General features: G+C 54.5%; 15 protein-coding genes. 13 read left to right on the top strand and 2 right to left on the bottom strand.

All coding sequences use genetic code 11. The features are described 5' to 3' along the window. Positions 1–140: 140 nt before the first annotated feature. The gene (locus tag VE009_RS24075) at positions 141–716 is read right to left on the bottom strand and encodes a galactosyltransferase-related protein (protein WP_325012129.1); all 576 of its coding nucleotides are present in this window, start codon (positions 714–716) and stop codon (positions 141–143) included. Positions 717–860: 144 nt separating this feature from the next. Next, positions 861–1,271: a WxcM-like domain-containing protein gene (locus VE009_RS24070; protein ID WP_325012127.1), complete on the bottom strand. Its 411-nt coding sequence runs from the start codon at positions 1,269–1,271 to the stop codon at positions 861–863. Between the two features lie 200 nt (positions 1,272–1,471). On the opposite strand from VE009_RS24070, the gene rfbF reads away from it, so the two are divergent. The 13 genes from rfbF (at position 1,472) to VE009_RS24005 (ending at position 16,029) form a co-directional block, all read left to right on the top strand. After that, positions 1,472–2,254, top strand: a complete 783-nt coding sequence (gene rfbF / locus VE009_RS24065) for a glucose-1-phosphate cytidylyltransferase (RefSeq protein ID WP_325012166.1) — start codon at positions 1,472–1,474, stop codon at positions 2,252–2,254. Further along, complete coding sequence (locus tag VE009_RS24060) at positions 2,251–3,156, top strand: NAD-dependent epimerase/dehydratase family protein (protein ID WP_325012125.1); 906 nt, start codon at positions 2,251–2,253, stop codon at positions 3,154–3,156. Before rfbF ends, VE009_RS24060 begins: the two co-directional genes overlap by 4 nt. 13 nt (positions 3,157–3,169) lie before the next feature. Then, on the top strand, positions 3,170–4,264 hold the full coding sequence (locus VE009_RS24055; RefSeq protein WP_325012123.1) for an NAD-dependent epimerase/dehydratase family protein: 1,095 nt from the start codon (positions 3,170–3,172) through the stop codon (positions 4,262–4,264). Next, a complete protein-coding gene (locus tag VE009_RS24050; RefSeq protein WP_325012121.1) occupies positions 4,261–5,514 on the top strand; it encodes a UDP-glucose/GDP-mannose dehydrogenase family protein in 1,254 nt (417 codons plus the stop codon). Before VE009_RS24055 ends, VE009_RS24050 begins: the two co-directional genes overlap by 4 nt. A gap of 30 nt (positions 5,515–5,544) precedes the next feature. Continuing rightward, positions 5,545–7,635 carry an RICIN domain-containing protein gene (locus VE009_RS24045; RefSeq protein WP_325012119.1) on the top strand — a complete coding sequence of 697 codons (2,091 nt, stop codon included), beginning with the start codon at positions 5,545–5,547 and terminating at the stop codon, positions 7,633–7,635. A 147-nt stretch (positions 7,636–7,782) separates the two neighbouring features. After that, the gene (locus VE009_RS24040) at positions 7,783–9,528 is read left to right on the top strand and encodes a stalk domain-containing protein (RefSeq protein ID WP_325012117.1); all 1,746 of its coding nucleotides are present in this window, start codon (positions 7,783–7,785) and stop codon (positions 9,526–9,528) included. A 118-nt stretch (positions 9,529–9,646) separates the two neighbouring features. After that, complete coding sequence (locus VE009_RS24035) at positions 9,647–10,432, top strand: alpha/beta hydrolase (RefSeq protein WP_325012115.1); 786 nt, start codon at positions 9,647–9,649, stop codon at positions 10,430–10,432. Positions 10,433–10,595: 163 nt separating this feature from the next. Further along, complete coding sequence (locus tag VE009_RS24030; protein ID WP_325012113.1) at positions 10,596–12,185, top strand: malate:quinone oxidoreductase; 1,590 nt, start codon at positions 10,596–10,598, stop codon at positions 12,183–12,185. 343 nt (positions 12,186–12,528) lie between these two features. Continuing rightward, on the top strand, positions 12,529–13,152 hold the full coding sequence (locus tag VE009_RS24025; RefSeq protein WP_325012111.1) for a DUF47 domain-containing protein: 624 nt from the start codon (positions 12,529–12,531) through the stop codon (positions 13,150–13,152). Between the two features lies 1 nt (position 13,153). After that, a complete protein-coding gene (locus VE009_RS24020) occupies positions 13,154–14,152 on the top strand; it encodes an inorganic phosphate transporter (protein ID WP_325012110.1) in 999 nt (332 codons plus the stop codon). A gap of 137 nt (positions 14,153–14,289) precedes the next feature. Beyond that, on the top strand, positions 14,290–14,505 hold the full coding sequence (locus VE009_RS24015) for a CDGSH iron-sulfur domain-containing protein (protein WP_325012108.1): 216 nt from the start codon (positions 14,290–14,292) through the stop codon (positions 14,503–14,505). 151 nt (positions 14,506–14,656) lie between these two features. Then, positions 14,657–15,592: a stalk domain-containing protein gene (locus tag VE009_RS24010; RefSeq protein ID WP_325012106.1), complete on the top strand. Its 936-nt coding sequence runs from the start codon at positions 14,657–14,659 to the stop codon at positions 15,590–15,592. Beyond that, on the top strand, positions 15,586–16,029 hold the full coding sequence (locus VE009_RS24005; protein WP_325012104.1) for a hypothetical protein: 444 nt from the start codon (positions 15,586–15,588) through the stop codon (positions 16,027–16,029). The genes VE009_RS24010 and VE009_RS24005 overlap by 7 nt, the downstream gene beginning before the upstream one ends. Positions 16,030–16,107 lie beyond the last annotated feature (78 nt).

Below are 16,107 nucleotides of genomic sequence, written 5' to 3'. Positions count from 1 at the left end.
CCTTCTGGAACGACCAAGGGCTATTGAGTCTGACTTTTCGTTATCTTGAGATTCGTTAACCTTTAGGAACCGCCGTATGCGGACCCGCATGTACGGTGGTGTGAGAGGTCGAGGGCTTGCCGCCCTCTCCTACTCGATTGTTATTTAAATTCCTTGCCAATGACATGCCGCATCGCTTCCGGATTGCCATGAGCGTGGTGATACCGTTCCAGCAACGCCAGATTGGCTTGGTAATGCGGATTGCTGTCGGGTCCCGCGTGCGGGTGCCAACAGTGATACACCGTTCTGTTCAATCTTACGAATGGCCCGTTGAACGTCTTCATCGCGCTCAGGAACGCATCGTCTTCCCCGCCCCAACCGACAAACCGTTCGTCGAAGCCCCCGGCTTTTTCAAAAGCTTCTCTAGTAAAGATGTTGATTTTCCCGGCGAACGCTTCCGACATATACCCTTCCGTGCAACGTTCATCCAATCCGGGCAGCGGCCAGCAAGGATCTTTCCGAAGAAGTTCTTCCGTCTTCTCCTTCGTAATATCCCTTACCCGGTTGAAAGGAATTACCCACGGCGCGTGAGACAACGTTTGAATCGCTTCGACGAGCAGACTCGGGTCATAAATGACGTCGCCGTCCGCGAGAACGAAGACGCGCCGCGCGGCTTTCCGAGCGGCGGCATTAATCGCCTTCGATCGATTGAAGGGTTCGTCGGCATTTTCTCCCACGCAAATCTCCGCCTCGGGCATTGTCTCGCGATAATAGCGGATCACCCACTCAAAAACGGCGCTTCTCCATCCGTTGTCCGCTTTGTAGGGAAGCAAGACCGACACTTCTTTGAACATGACCATTCTCCTTCCATCGGCGCGGGCTTATTTCATAATTTCCATCGGGAAAGTGTCCGTATCCTGCTTATCGTACTCTTTGGAAGAAACGGCCAGCATGATTAACGGCTGATCTGCCTCGTTTTTGAACGCATGCGCGACGTACGGCGGGACTTTAATCACCAGATGATCATGGGATGAAACATAGATTTCTTTCACCGTGCTTGTGTCCAAATGCATCAGGGTGATTTTCGCTGTGCCGCTTACCACTGTGAAATATTCCAGCGTCCTTTTGTGGTAATGATTGCCCCTTACGCTATCCTTTTCGGAATAGAGCAAATATACTTCTTGGATTTCCGCAACCTCTTGCAAAAGACTTTTCATTATGATTTTTTTAAGGCTTCCGCGCTGATCCTCGTACGGCTGTATCGGAATCATTTCAAAGCCGAGATCCGCCATTTCATCACCTCTGATTGTCCGCTAATTCTACATGTATATTTTCAAAAGCCGGAATGTGATACGGCTAGTTTCATGCAGGCTAGCAACTTCCCGAAATGCGCGGTCGTTTATTCCTTCTAAAATTGCGCGTATAGCCCGTTTCCCCGAAGCGCGTCCACCATATAGTAATAGGGTAACTTTACAGGGAGGAAGTGAGCGAAGTGAAGGCCGTCATACTTGCGGGGGGGTTCGGTACCCGGTTGAGCGAAGAGACGCAGCACAAACCGAAGCCTATGGTCGAGATCGGGGGCCGACCCATATTGTGGCATATCATGAAAATCTATGCCTGCTACGGAATCACGGAATTCATTATTTGTTTAGGATATAAGAGTTCCGTGATCAAAGAGTATTTTTTGAACTACCATCTCCGTAAAGCAGATCTCCGCGTTGATACGGGTACGGGCAGCCATGATATTCTTCGCGTCGACGCCGAACATTGGAAAATCACTCTGGCCGAGACCGGATTGGAAACTATGACAGGCGGAAGGATCAAAAAAATCCAGAAATATGTAGGCGACGAGCCCTTCTTGCTCACGTATGGAGACGGCGTCGCGGATATTAACTTAACCGAGCTCACCAGATTTCATCAATCCCACGGAAAAATCGCTACGATCACCGCCGTCCAGCCGAAGGGCAGATTCGGAGCCTTAGCATTGGAGAACGGCGGAAAAGTCAAAGCGTTCATTGAAAAAATGAGCGGCGACGGCGGCTGGGTCAGCGGCGGTTTCTTCGTCCTCCAACCGGAGGTGTTCAACTATATCGAAGACGACCAGACCATTTTCGAACGAACGCCCCTCGAGCGGCTGGCGGAGGATGGAGAATTGTTCGCCTACAAGCATTCTGGTTTTTGGCATCCGATGGACACGGTGCATGACAGAACGACTTTGGAACAATTGTGGGCTGCAGGCAAAGCCCCTTGGAAGATGTGGGGGGGAGGTTCGTGAACGAGACGACGACCGGCCGCACTTGTTTGATCACCGGAGCGACCGGGTATATCGGTTCTTCTTTAACCCGTTATTTGCTCGACCGCGGATGGAACGTTCATGCGATCGTACGACCGACGTCGAAGCTTGACAACCTGAGCTCCGGCGCGAATCAGGTTACGATTCACGTTCATGACGGCACGCAAAAGAGCATGCTGGACATTATGCGCAGCGCCAAGCCGGAAGTGGTGTTTCATCTGGCGTCGCTTGTCCTCGCGAACCATGAGCCGGATCTCGTAGAACCGCTCATGCAAAGCAATGTGCTGTTCGGGGCGCAGCTGCTCGAAGCGATGCGGATGGAAGGGGTCGTCTGCATCGTCAACACGGCTACTCATGTACAGCATTACGAGCAGCACGATTACAATCCCGTTAACCTGTATGCGGCAACCAAACAAGCGTTCGAATCCATTCTTTCCTATTATACGGAAACGGGATCCGTCCGTGCCATTACCCTCACCTTGTTCGAAACGTACGGGCCGAACGATCCGCGCAGGAAAATTTTTACGGAGCTCGCTCAAGCTGCAAAAACCGGTCAGAGGCTGCAAATGACGCCGGGAGAGCAATGGCTGGATGTCGTTCATATCGACGATGTCGTTCGCGGCTACGAGATCGCTGCGGAAATGGTGGTTCGACATAAAACCATCGGCTCAAAAAAGTATATGTTGAGCTCCGGCAAGCCGATCCAACTGAAAAGCCTCATTCACTTGTATATAGACATTACGGGAAAACGGTTGAATGTCGACTGGGGTGCCCAGCCGTACCGGCAGCGGCAAGTCATGATCCCTTGGAACCGCGGCGAAATGCTGCCGGGCTGGAAGGCGTCCGTCCGCCTCGAGGACGGTCTTAAGAGTTTAGACGAATAGTAGGAGGCTGGGAATGAAAACGCCCTATAAAAATCAGATTTATTATGAAGACTTGAAATATATCATGAGTCAATTGTCTATGGAGGAACGCGGGAAATTGAACCGGTCCACCATTTTAGTAACGGGCTGCGCCGGCTTTCTCGGGTTTTATTTGTTATCGTTCTTCCATGAATATAAGGATGAACTCGGCATTCAAAAAGTAACGGCGATCGATAATTTCCGTTTAGGAAAACCGGATTGGATTCATCATTTGGATCCGAACCTATTCGAATTCATGGATCTCGACATTACTAAAATGCAAGATTCCGATCTAGAGCGGATCGGCGAAGTAGACTTTATCGTTCACATGGCCTCGATCGCTTCTCCGACGTATTACCGCCTGTATCCGATCGAGACCGTGGACGCCAATGTGTGGGGATTGCGGCGGCTGCTGGATTGGTCGAGGGACGCTCATGTGAAAGGATTTTTATTTTTCTCGAGCAGCGAAATTTACGGCGATCCCGCGCCCGATCAAATTCCGACGCCTGAGTCCTACAGCGGCAATGTGCAGACGATCGGCCCCCGCGCTTGTTACGATGAAGCGAAGCGCTTCGGAGAAACGCTCTGCTACCTTTATGCTCAGCGGTACGGCATGCCGATCGCGGTCGTCCGCCCCTTCAACAACTACGGACCCGGAATGAGGCTTACGGACACCCGCGTTCCTGCCGATTTCGCGAAAGCGGTGCTTCGCAACGAACCGATTCGCATGTTTTCGGACGGGCGGCCTACCCGAACGTTCTGCTACATTGCGGATGCGTGGGTCGGATATTTGAAAGCGATGCTGCACGGTCGATTCGACGTATTCAACATCGGCATCGATCGTCCCGAAATATCGGTCTCAAGCTTGGCGGAAATATACCGGGAAGCGGCGGCCGAACTGTTCGGACAACACGTTCCGATCGAGTACGCCGTCTCGGAGGACAAATCGTATTTGACGCATAATCCGTCGCGCCGATGCCCGGATTTGACCAAGGCGAGATCGCTGCTTCAATACGAGCCGTCCGTCGACGTGAAAGAGGGAGTGCGGCGTTACTTGCTGTTCCTGAAACAAGGGGGGGCGCCGGAATGATTACGGTCATGGGGCTGGGCTTCGTCGGGTTAACGACGGCGCTCGGCTTTTGCGAGAAGGGTTACCGCGTGTACGGGTACGACATCGACAGTCTTCGAACGGACCTTCTCAAGAACGGGAAGGTGCCGTATTACGAACCGATGCTGAATGAAAAATTGGAGCAGCATCTGAAGAACGGACGATTTCAAATTACGGACGACCTCGAGTCGTCGGTGCGAGACAGCCGCCTCGTATTTATTTGCGTAGGAACCCCTAGCGGCGACGACGGGGAGGCGGACCTCAAGTATATCTTCGCGGCCATAGAAGCCGTCATTTCCAGCCGGAATCCAGACCAGTTCGTCGCCCTAGTCGTGAAATCGACCGTGCCGCCGTCTACGACCCGCGATCAAATCCGTTCGTTCGTCGAGCGTCTAGGCTTCACCGTCGGCAAGGACATCGGCCTCGCGGCCAATCCGGAATTTTTGCGCGAAGGTTTTGCCTGGGAAGACTTCATTCATCCGGATCGGATCGTGATCGGCGAAGAGGACGCGCGGAGCGGGGACATCTTGGAGGAGGTATACACGCCTTTCGGCGCAGCGATCCATCGCGTGTCTTCGGAAACCGCAGAGTATATTAAATATTTATCCAACACGCTGCTGGCCACTTTGATCAGCTTCGCGAACGAGCAATCTTTGATTGCGAAACGGATCGGCGATATCGATATCCAGACGGCCTTCAGCGTGCTGCATCAAGATAAGAGATGGTTCGGTCATCCCGCGAAAATGTCGACGTACGCATACCCCGGCTGCGGCTTCGGCGGATACTGTTTGCCCAAGGACACGCAGGCGCTCGTCGCCTTGATGAGAAAGCATTCGTACGAGCCGAGTCTGCTGGCCAGCGTGTTGGAGATCAATAAGCTTGTGAAGGATCGTATCGTCGATGAAATCGCCTCCGCTGCGAAACCGGAGGACGCGATCGGCATTCTGGGTCTATCCTTCAAGCCCGATTCCGACGACGTTCGGGATACGCCGGCGAAAGGCATTATCGAGAGGCTCCTTATGCGCGGGTACACGAATATTACGGCGTACGACCCGATGGCGACGGCCAACTTTCGTAAGCAGTATTCTTTCAAGATCTCGTACGCCGACCGGCTGGAGGACTGCGTTTCTTCCTGTTCTCATCTGGTGCTGCTGACGGCATGGGAGCCGTTCCGAAAGCAGAAAGCCATGCTTCAGCAGAAGAAGGTGTGGGACTATCGCTATGTCCTGTAACCAACGGATAAACAGAACGGAGGGGTCGCGTTGAGACCGTACCTCGTTTTTTGCCGCGCAAGCGACCGATCTCTGCATCAAGAGTGGCTGAACCGTGCCGAAGAACGGAATTTCGATCTCTATATCGAATATTACGGCGATCAAGAAGGGCGCTATTCGGAGGACGCCGACTATTATTCGCAGGCGAAGGGCGAGAACAAATTCAGGCGGTTCGCCGAGCTGTATCGCAGCCGGCCGGAGCTGTTCTCCCGTTACGAAGCGGTATGGTTATGCGACGACGACATCAGCGCCGACCAAGGTACGATCAATCGCATGTTCCGAATGTTTCGCGAGCATCAATTATGGCTGGCGCAGCCGGCCATCACGGAAGATTCGTACCACTCGCACTGGATCACCATTAGAAATCGGAATTATTCGCTGCGCTATACGAATTTCGTCGAAGTCATGGCTCCGATTTTCTCCCAATATGCGCTGCAGCAATTAATGCACACCTTCGAGATCACGACCTTCGCGTGGATCGATTTCGTCTGGGGCAAGCTCCTCGGCTACCCCGCCGATAAGATGGCCGTTATCGATGAGACCGTCGTGAAGCACACGAGACCCGTTGGCGGCGGAGACTTGTATCTCAATAAAAGGGGCAGCGCGCTCGAAGAACTGCTGCAAATATGCGATCGTTTCGGCGTGGATTTTCATCGTTTTCAAATGATTGTTTATGGAGGGAAGACCCGAGCGAAAGGGATCGCCGCCATATCCATGATGAAGAACGAAGCCGATATTATCGAGTCGTTCGTCCGCTTTAACTTGCAAGTCGTCGACCACATGATCATTTTGGATAACGACAGTATAGACGGGACGTACGAGATTCTCGAACGGCTGCAAGCGGAAGGGCTCCCGTTGACCGTGAAGCGAAATCGCGGCAACGATCCGGCCTACTCGCAGCCTCAACACATGACGAAGCTGCTCTGGGAGGCGGCCCGCGACGAGAGTTTCGACCTCATCGTGCCTCTTGACGGTGACGAGTTTTTGATTACGGCGGAAAGCGGCAATCCGCGTACGGAGCTGGAGCGGCTTCCGCTCGATCGAATCACGAAGGTGAAGTGGCGCACGTACGTCCCTTGCCGCGGCGACAATCCGGATGAATTGTTCATTCCGAAGCGGATGGAACATGCGCGCTTGGATGAATACGAAACCTTTTATAAAGTCATTATCCCCAGTCGTTTGGTTTTCTCGAAGGAACTCATGCTGAACTTAGGCAATCATAGCGTGACCGCAAACGGCGACGCAGCGCACGAAGAAGCTGCCGGCTTACGGCTTGCGCATTTTCCGATCCGTTCGTTGGAACAATTGAAATCCAAAGTGATCGTCGGATGGATTACCCACGTCAGCCGCCCCGACAAAAGGCACGATGAAAACTGGCATTGGAAGAAGATGTATGAGCAGCTCTTAAGCGGGGAAATCGACAGCGTCGAGCATCTGCAGCAGTTAGCGTTACAATATTCCACGTACTATGCGTGGGACGATGAAGAACCGAAGTTCCTAAAAAGGCCATTCCATTCAAGCGTTACCCGGTTGGGCTTGCGTTACACCGAAAAAGAAACGAATCGCGCCCTCCGCAACGTAGCTCGCGTCGCCGAAACATTAGCGGCGGTTTACGCGGAGTCGGCCGGCCAGCGCTCTTCCGCTTTCGTGCCGAAGCCGCATGCTCGTTATGAAATCGCGAACGTTCGCAGCGGAAAGGTGCTTGATGCGGCGGAAGCGTCGACCGCCGACGGAGCGCCGATCATCCAACTGGGCAGTCACGGCCATGCGAATCAACAATGGCGGTTCGAAGCGGTCGAATCCGGGTTTTACAGAATCGTGAATTGCCATAGCGGAAAAGCGCTGTGCCCCCCGAATCGATCGACGGAAGAGGGCGAGCGGATCGTTCAATGGACGCCGTTCGAACACGAGAGCCAGCACTGGAGCATCAAGGATACCGGAGCGGACTCTTTCGTTCTGGTCAACCGTTTCAGCGGGAAGGCGCTTGACGTATTTGCCGAGAGCGAGGAAGACAACGCTCCGGTCATTCAATGGCACGAGCACGGGCGGAGCAATCAACGGTGGAAAATAATCGAGAAGTAAGCGAACAGCGCGGAAGAGCGGATCTTCCGCGCTTTCTCGCGTCTGGGGGAAAATTCCTTTCGCATGTAGCGACGGTCAACGTAACTTTCGAGACTTTCCTACGTCTATAACAAGGCAGAATGGGAAGAGGAGAGAGAGTTGAACAACATGAGAAAACGGATTTTGCTTATTGCACTTGTTTTTTCGGTATGGATGGGCTCTGCGGGCTTCGCTTCGGACGCTTCGGCCGGGACGGTCACGCGCGTCTGGTTGTACGTCAACAAGCCGCAAGCTTTCGTTAATGGAAAGTCCATGATGCTGTCTTCGCCGGCCAACGTGTATAACGGGAAAATGTATGTACCGGTGAAATTTTTGGGAGACACGTTCGGTTTTCCGGTGAACTATTTAGCGGCGACGAATACGATCGAGTTGACGGCGGGGAAGACGAACGTATCGATCGATCTAACGACGCGCAAGACGGTCGTCGACGGCCGGCCGGGGACGTTACAGCCTACGTTCGAGATCAGCAAAGACGGCCGATTGATGGCGCAGCTAACGTGGATCATGGATCGCATCGGGGCGGCTTACGCGTACGATCCGGTTCTGAATCGCGTGGAAGTGACGTATACGCAGTGGAACCCGGAGCTGCCGACAAGTCAAAACTCGAAGCCCGTCGCCAAATTTACGTTCGGCAAGCCGAGCTACAAGATGGGGGAAAAGGTCGAATACATCGATCTCAGCTACGACGCGGAAGGCGACGGCATTCAGTGGGTAACGTGGAAAGGGAATCGGGAAGCGTTCTATACGCCGGGGAAGCATCAAGTCTCCCTGCAGGTCACCGATAGCAAAGGGAATGTCAGCGACGTTTACACTCGGACGATCACGATCGAGAACGCAACGCTGTATTCCCCGTTGGAATTCCAAATGCGCTATGCCAAGTTGCAATCATTCGTCTCCCTGGCGTCCGCCGATGTTAAGCGATTTACGGAAGCGTCAAGAATGCCGTTCGCGGCAAGCCAAGATAGATCGCGAAAGCTGCTTGTGAGCGACAGTCCCGAAAATATCGTGGAGTACGGCTCGCTGTTTCGGGATACCGTCAACGGGAAAGCCCGTTTGTACGCGAATCACATCAACGCGATGAACGCCGACGTCCAATTCGCCATCGTCGCGACGAACAACGGCCGCGAACCGGTGACGATCAAGACGACGCGGCAGGGCGAAGTGTATCCGTCCACATTCATTAACTTGATCGGCTACCAGGCGTCGGTAGACTTCCTAGACGGCGACGTGAAGAAGCCCGATTTGACCGTGAACCCGGGGGAGTCGAAAGCTTACGTCTATCTTCCGAAGCTGGCGAAGGGGCAGGGCATCAACTTGATTTACGATGTCGAGACGAGCGGCAACGTGACATTCACGTTCGCGGCCATGATCCCGAACGACCCGATGGAGGCGGCGATTTCCTATCGCGACCTTCCTTACTCCGGCCACGTGCGCGGGACGTTCCCGGCGAGCGGCATTCGGATGGAGGCCGATGCCTCGTCCGTCACGAAGGCGACCGGACCGCGAAAGATCACGATCGGCGACAATGTGAACGACCCGTTCGTCATGGGGTTCGACCCGATCCGCGGGCAGACGGTCGACAATTACGGCAACTACGGCGTGCTTTACAACCTTCGGGTCAAGCAGCCGGGGAAAGCGGCGATCGTCATGGTCGCAAGAGGCGGCATTTTCAAAGGGGCGCTGAAGATCGACGGAAAAATGATTCTCGCGCCCGCGTCGGGCGTCATTACCGCTCTCGACGGCGTGTATATGCTGCATCGCACCGAAGGCAGCGAGCCGTACATCGACATCGAAATTACGCCGCCGGCTGGTTCGTATTTCCCGATCGATCTCGTATGGTATCCGTTGGAATAGTCTAGCCCGCATGCCGATGCGGGCTTTTTTATTTGCGGTTCGGCCGACCGTCGATCATCTTCCGCGGCAACGCCGAGTATCTTTAGGTGATGCGACTTTCTGGAACGGGGGAATCCGGGTGGGGTATTTGGTAGGCGTCGAGCCGGGCGTGCATTTGTACGTGGAGGATGTCAATCCGAGAGGAACGCGAACGATCGTGTTTCTCCATGGATGGCCGTTAAGCCATAAGCAGTTCGAATACCAATTCGCCGTATTGCCCGCGCTGGGCTTCCGCTGCATCGGCATCGATTGGAGAGGGTTCGGCCAGTCGGATAAACCGTACGACGGGTACCGATACGACCGTTTGGCCGACGATCTTCGGGTCGTCGTCGGGACGCTGGGGCTCACCCGGTTTACGCTGGCCGGTCATTCGACGGGCGGGGGGATCGCGCTTCGCTACATGGCCCGGCACGACGGGTACGGCGTTGACCGGCTCGTACTTATTTCCGCGGCGGCGCCTACAGGGTTTACCCCGGAAACCGCCGAACGGCTGCTGGCGGAAGCCGGCGCCGATCGTCCGAAGATGATGCGAGGCGTGACGGAACAATTTTTCTTCCAGTTCGTCTCCGAACCGTTCGCGGACTGGTTTTTCCACTTGGGGTTACAAGCCGCGAGCTGGTCGACGGCGGCGGTGATCGGGATGCTGCGGGACGAAACGTTGGACGCCGATCTGAACCGGGTGGCGGTGCCGACGCTGATCGCCCACGGGGTTCACGACCGGGTCATTCCGTTCGCGCAGGCCGAAGCCGTGCATCGCCGCATCGCGTCATCCCGACTCGTCCCGTTCCCCTACAGCGGACATGGCCCTTTCTGGGAAGAGCGCGAATCATTCAACAGCCAGCTGGTCCGATTCATCGATACGTGAGTCACGGCGGCCGCCCGAACGCAGGGCGGTCGTTTGTTTTTTGCACACCAATAGCATATATCTATCACGAATATAACTATCATCAAATAGTAATTAGCTATATTTAGTGATACACTATGATAAGGTTAAAATTTGATCCAGGAACGATGCGCGACGAGGCGCCTTGGCTTGCCAAGGGCCTGAACGGGCATGCTCGCATCTTTTCTGCAAATCGAACGATATAAGGACGGTTAACATGAGCAACAGACAAACGAAAACAGACGTTATCTTAATCGGTGCCGGGATCATGAGCGCCACCTTAGGGTCGCTGCTGAAGGAATTAGTACCGGACTGGGAAATTACTGTATTCGAGCGACGCGCCAACGCGGGAGAGGAAAGCTCCAACGAATGGAACAACGCGGGTACGGGGCATGCTTCTTTGTGCGAGCTGAACTACACGGCCGAGAAAAAAGACGGAAGCATAGATATCAGCAAGGCGATTAAAGTCAATGAAGAATATCAGGTTTCGAAGCAGTTCTGGTCGTACCTCGTGGACAGCAACTTGATTCGGAACCCGCGGGACTTCATTACGCCTGTGCCGCATATGAGCTTCGTCCAAGGGGAAGAGGACGTATCGTTCTTGAAGAAGCGTTTCGAGGCGATGTCCGCCAACCCGCTGTTCCAAGGCATGGAATTTTCCGACGACCCGGAGAAGCTGACGGAATGGATTCCGCTGATGATGAAGGATCGGCCGGTCCAGAAGCCGATCGCGGCGACACGGATCGAGTCCGGCACAGACGTCAATTTCGGCGCGCTGACGCGGATGTTGTTCTCCCACTTGAAGACCAAAAACGTCGACATTCAATACAACCGCCATGTCGACGATATTCAACGCACCCGCGACGGCCGGTGGGAGCTGAAGGTGCGCAACGTCGGCAACGGCGCCGTCGAGCGGCATACGGCGAAGTTCGTGTTCATCGGCGGCGGCGGCGGCAGCCTGCATTTGCTGCAAAAGTCCGGCATTCCGGAAGGCAAAGGCATCGGGGGCTTCCCGGTCAGCGGCTTGTTCATGGTATGCCGCAGACCGGACGTCGTCGCGCAGCATCGCGCAAAAGTGTACGGCAAAGCGCCGGTCGGCGCGCCGCCGATGTCCGTTCCGCATCTGGACACCCGGTATATCGACAATCAAGAGTCGTTGTTCTTCGGACCGTTCGCCGGCTTCTCGCCGAAGTTTTTGAAATTCGGTTCGATGCTCGACTTGATCACTTCCGTCAAACCGCACAACCTTGTGACGATGTTGGCGGCCGGCGTGAAGAACGTTCCGCTGACGAAATATTTGATCAAGCAAGTGATGCTGTCGAAGGAAGAGCGCATGGAAGCGCTGCGCGAATTCGTCCCGCACGCCGAAAGCGACGATTGGGATTTGGTCGTCGCCGGCCAGCGCGTGCAGATTATTAAAGATACGCCGGCAGGCAGAGGCACGCTTCAGTTCGGCACGGAAGTCATCAGCGCGGCCGACGGCTCGATCGCGGCGCTGCTCGGCGCGTCTCCGGGCGCATCGACGGCCGTATCCGTCATGCTCGAGGTCATTCAGAAATGCTTCCCGCAGCACTTGAAGGCGTGGGAACCGAAAATCAAAGAAATGATCCCTTCGTACGGCGTCAAGCTGCTGGACAATCCGGAGCTGATCCGCGAAATTCACGCTTCGACGTCGCGGACGCTCGGTTTGAGCGAAGCCGAGCAGCCGAAGCTTGCGCGTCGAACCGTCTCTTAAAGACATCTCTTATCGAAGCAACCCGCATCCGCTGCGGGTTGTTTTTTGTTGTTCGCGTCGAACCGCGGATAGGGTTTGCCTGCCATGCTCAAGCTAACGAAGAGGCTTGGCCGCAGCAGACGTGAACGATCGCGGTTTCGCGAGGATTGTGTCGAATTTATGTCTGATCGCCTTCGTCCGCGCTGGGCGTAAAACTTGTGCTTGTCATTAATGTTAAGAATTTGTTAAGATTCAAAATGGCGCCCGCTCGATAAATGGAGAATTTTGTCGACGGGTGTCGAACGCGATCGATCGCGTATCGGTTTGAATGATGGATACGGTCATTTTCGAGGAGGCCTTCGGCTTGGTACTGTTCAAGAAAAAAGGGGACACGGATTTTCTCAACATGCTGATCTTAAGCGCGGAGAATGCGCTCAAAGGAGCGGTAGTTTTCCGAAACGCGATGGCGGGGGACAAGCCCCCGGCCAATTATGTACCGGAATTAAAGGACCTGGAACATCGAGGGGACGATATTACCCATCAAATATATACGGGTCTGAACCAGGTGTTCGTCACGCCGCTCGACCGAGAAGACATTATCACGCTCGCGACGACGATCGACGACGTCATGGACGGGATCGAGGCGACGATCGCGCGGTTCGATTATTTGAACATTACCTTCACGGATCAAGTGATGAAGGATTTCGCCGACGTGCTCGTGTCGTCCTGCGATCATATGGTGACCGCGTTCAAGCTGCTCTCGCAGAAGAAGTATTTGCAAATTCGGGAGCATACGGTGCAGATCAACCGTCTGGAAAACGAAGCCGACCGGCTGATGCGGGAAGGCATCCGCGCGATCTTCACGAACCCGAAGGACCCGTACCACGATTTCCGGCTGAAAGAAGTTTACGAAAGACTGGAGACGACGACAGATTCCTGCGAAGACGTAGCCGATATTCTGGACAGCGTTCTCCTGCGTTACGCGTAACATGGAATCGCTCATTATTATCGCCATCGTCGTCGTGCTTGCATTGTCTTTCGATTTTATTAACGGGTTCCACGACACGGCGAACGCCATCGCCACGTCGGTATCGACGAGGGCGCTGAGCCCGCGGACCGCGATTCTGCTCGCGGCCAGCTTGAATTTCATCGGCGCGCTCACGTTCACGGGCGTCGCCAAGTCAATCGGCGGCAAAGTCGCCGACCCGGCGACGCTCGATCACGGGATGCAGATCATTATTGCGGCCTTGATCGCCGCGATCATTTGGAACTTGGTGACTTGGTGGTACGGCATCCCGTCGTCGTCGTCCCACGCGCTGATCGGTTCGATGGCCGGCGCGGTCGTCAGCTCGGCCGGCTTCGCGGGCATTAACGCGTCCGGTTTCACCAGCATCATTAAGGGGCTTATCTTATCCCCGATTATCGCGTTCGTCGTCGGCTTCATCGTCATGAAGATCATTTACTTCCTGTTCGCGCGCGCCAACCCGCGCCGGGTGAACCGCGGTTTCCGCTCGCTGCAAATTTTGACGGCGGCGTTCCAAAGCTTCACGCACGGCACGAACGACGCGCAGAAAGCGATGGGCGTCATTACGTTCGCTCTGGTCGCAGGCGGCCTGCAGACCGACCTCGAAGTTCCGCTGTGGGTGAAGATTTCCGCGGCGACGGCGATGGGTCTCGGTACGTCGGTCGGCGGCTGGAAAATCATTAAGACGATGAGTTCGAAAATTTTCAAAATCGAGCCGGCGAACGGCTTCGCAGCCGACTTGACGTCCTCTTCGGTCATCTTGACCGCGACGGTGACCGGCTTCCCGGTCAGCACGACGCACGTCGTCACGTCCGGCATTCTCGGCGTCGGCGCCTCGAAACGGTTCCGCGACGTCAAGTGGGACGTCGCCGGCAAAATCGTAATGACTTGGTTCATTACGATTCCGATCTCGGCGTTGATCGCGGGAATTACGTTCCAAATCATTAAATTTTTGTTTTTGTAAGGCGCCCTAAGGGAGCAAACGACAACGTTGGCTCCCTTCTTCTTTTGCGCGGCGGATGAAACGGTTGTGCGCATATATGCTATATTAGTAAGGGAAAGTCTACTCTTGTCTAAATTGAATACATAGGAGGCAAACTCATGGCAGAGGAAATCAAAGTAACGATCAAGGTAAACGACAACGGTTCTCTCCGCGTGACCGGACCGGTAGTGCTCGTGGATGCGGAAGGCAATCCGTTCGAGCACAAAGAAGCGTTCTCGCTGTGCCGATGCGGCGCATCGAACAATAAGCCGTTCTGCGACGGCACGCACAAATCGGCCGGCTTCGAAAGCGCGCCGAGAGCGAAAAAGGAATAGCTGCGGTCCGATCCCGGTCTCGATAGAGGCCGGGCCTTTTTTATTTGGGGAAATTATTCAGGCGACCGAGGGGAACAAAAATCTTATAGATACGTCTAATTGTATGTGAATTAATGATTACCTCCGATAGCGGAAGGGTAGGAGACCCATCATGAAACCATATGCCGGAAAAATCGTCGTGTCGGGCATCGTTGCATCGATCCTGTTGCCCCTCTTGCTCTACCTTGAATTCCAGCATGGCTTTTACCAAACATTCCGATTCGAACAACAGGCCGAACGGTACTTGGCGGCCGCCTATGACGAGGAAATGACGATCGCGGCCGTTCGATATGCATGGGACAACATCGAACCGCTCGTTGCCACGGCGCATCCAACATCCGATCCTTCGCTTCGTTTCTACCTGTTTCCTGCCAAGGATCGCGATTCGGGGGTTGCAGACGACTATGCGCCAACGTTATGGAAGAAGCAGGCAACGAAGGAAGTAGAGACGCTTCTGCAGCCGGTTCAACAGGAATACGCAAGCAATGCGTCCGTCGAGTTTTCCTGTTGTAAGGTGGGTGAATATGATTTCGCTTCGATACGGGGACAGATTCCTCATTACGGGACTACGGGAATTCCCTTCGATCTGGTTGTTGACTTGAAGCGGCCGATGGCAGAGGCGGATCTGAATGCCATGTATCGTGCTGTCGCGGCGCTGCGAGAATCGGCCTCTCTCGTTCTGGACAATCTCGCGTTCCGCTTTACGAGTCCGAAGACCGGTTCCATCGTCAGTTTTCAGATTCCAGGCGACGGGTTGCACGCCATCGCATCTCCGGGAGATGTGGAGAGCTACAACGCAACGAGATTGCCCGCACAGGACATCGCCAAGCGAATCGGAGCCTCTCTTCAGTGGAACGAAGAGACGAACGAGGCCGACTTTATCCGGGATGGTACGACCTTGACCGTCCGCAGCTGGGGGAATGAAGCGATGCTGAACGGAACACCCATTCACGATCCTGTAGGCGCTTATATCGGAGATGCAATGGAGCTGATGGTCCCGTTAAGACTAATCGAACGAACGTTCAAGGAGAAGATCGCGCTATGGTAATCCGTACTCGGGTGAAGCAAACGATTCGCAGAACTTTCATACCGGCAACGGCGGTTTTCGCGCTGTTTCTATTAGCGGTGTTTCTTTGGAATCGGTACGCGTACAGCGGCGATGCTGCAAACGGAAACGCATCTTCGCCCCAAAAAGTTACGGTTTATGAAATGGAGAGTTTTTCGTCGGTCGACAACGATTCCTTGATCGCGATCACGGACGCCGAGGCGATTCGAACCGTTCGCGCCGCCATCGGCCAAGCGCAAAAGTACCCGGGAATCATCAACGTAGTCGACCCCGAATACAAGATCGAATTCGGGGCGGAAACGTATTACCTATGGATAAACGAAAACTCCGGTTCGCTCATGAATATCAAGGATACGCATACGATCTACACGCTGCCCGCATCGTCCGCCAAAACACTCCAGGGGGTCGTAAGTCGATAAAAATATTGCATTTACAGGGCTTCTGTTCCATCAGGCAGTCCGGTCCGGCGACACCGCAAGCTTCCCCCAAAGCATAAA

The sequence above is a fragment of the Paenibacillus sp. genome (assembly GCF_035645195.1).
In the GTDB taxonomy this organism is placed as follows: domain Bacteria; phylum Bacillota; class Bacilli; order Paenibacillales; family YIM-B00363; genus Paenibacillus_AE.
This window is presented reverse-complemented; position numbering and strand designations above follow the sequence as displayed.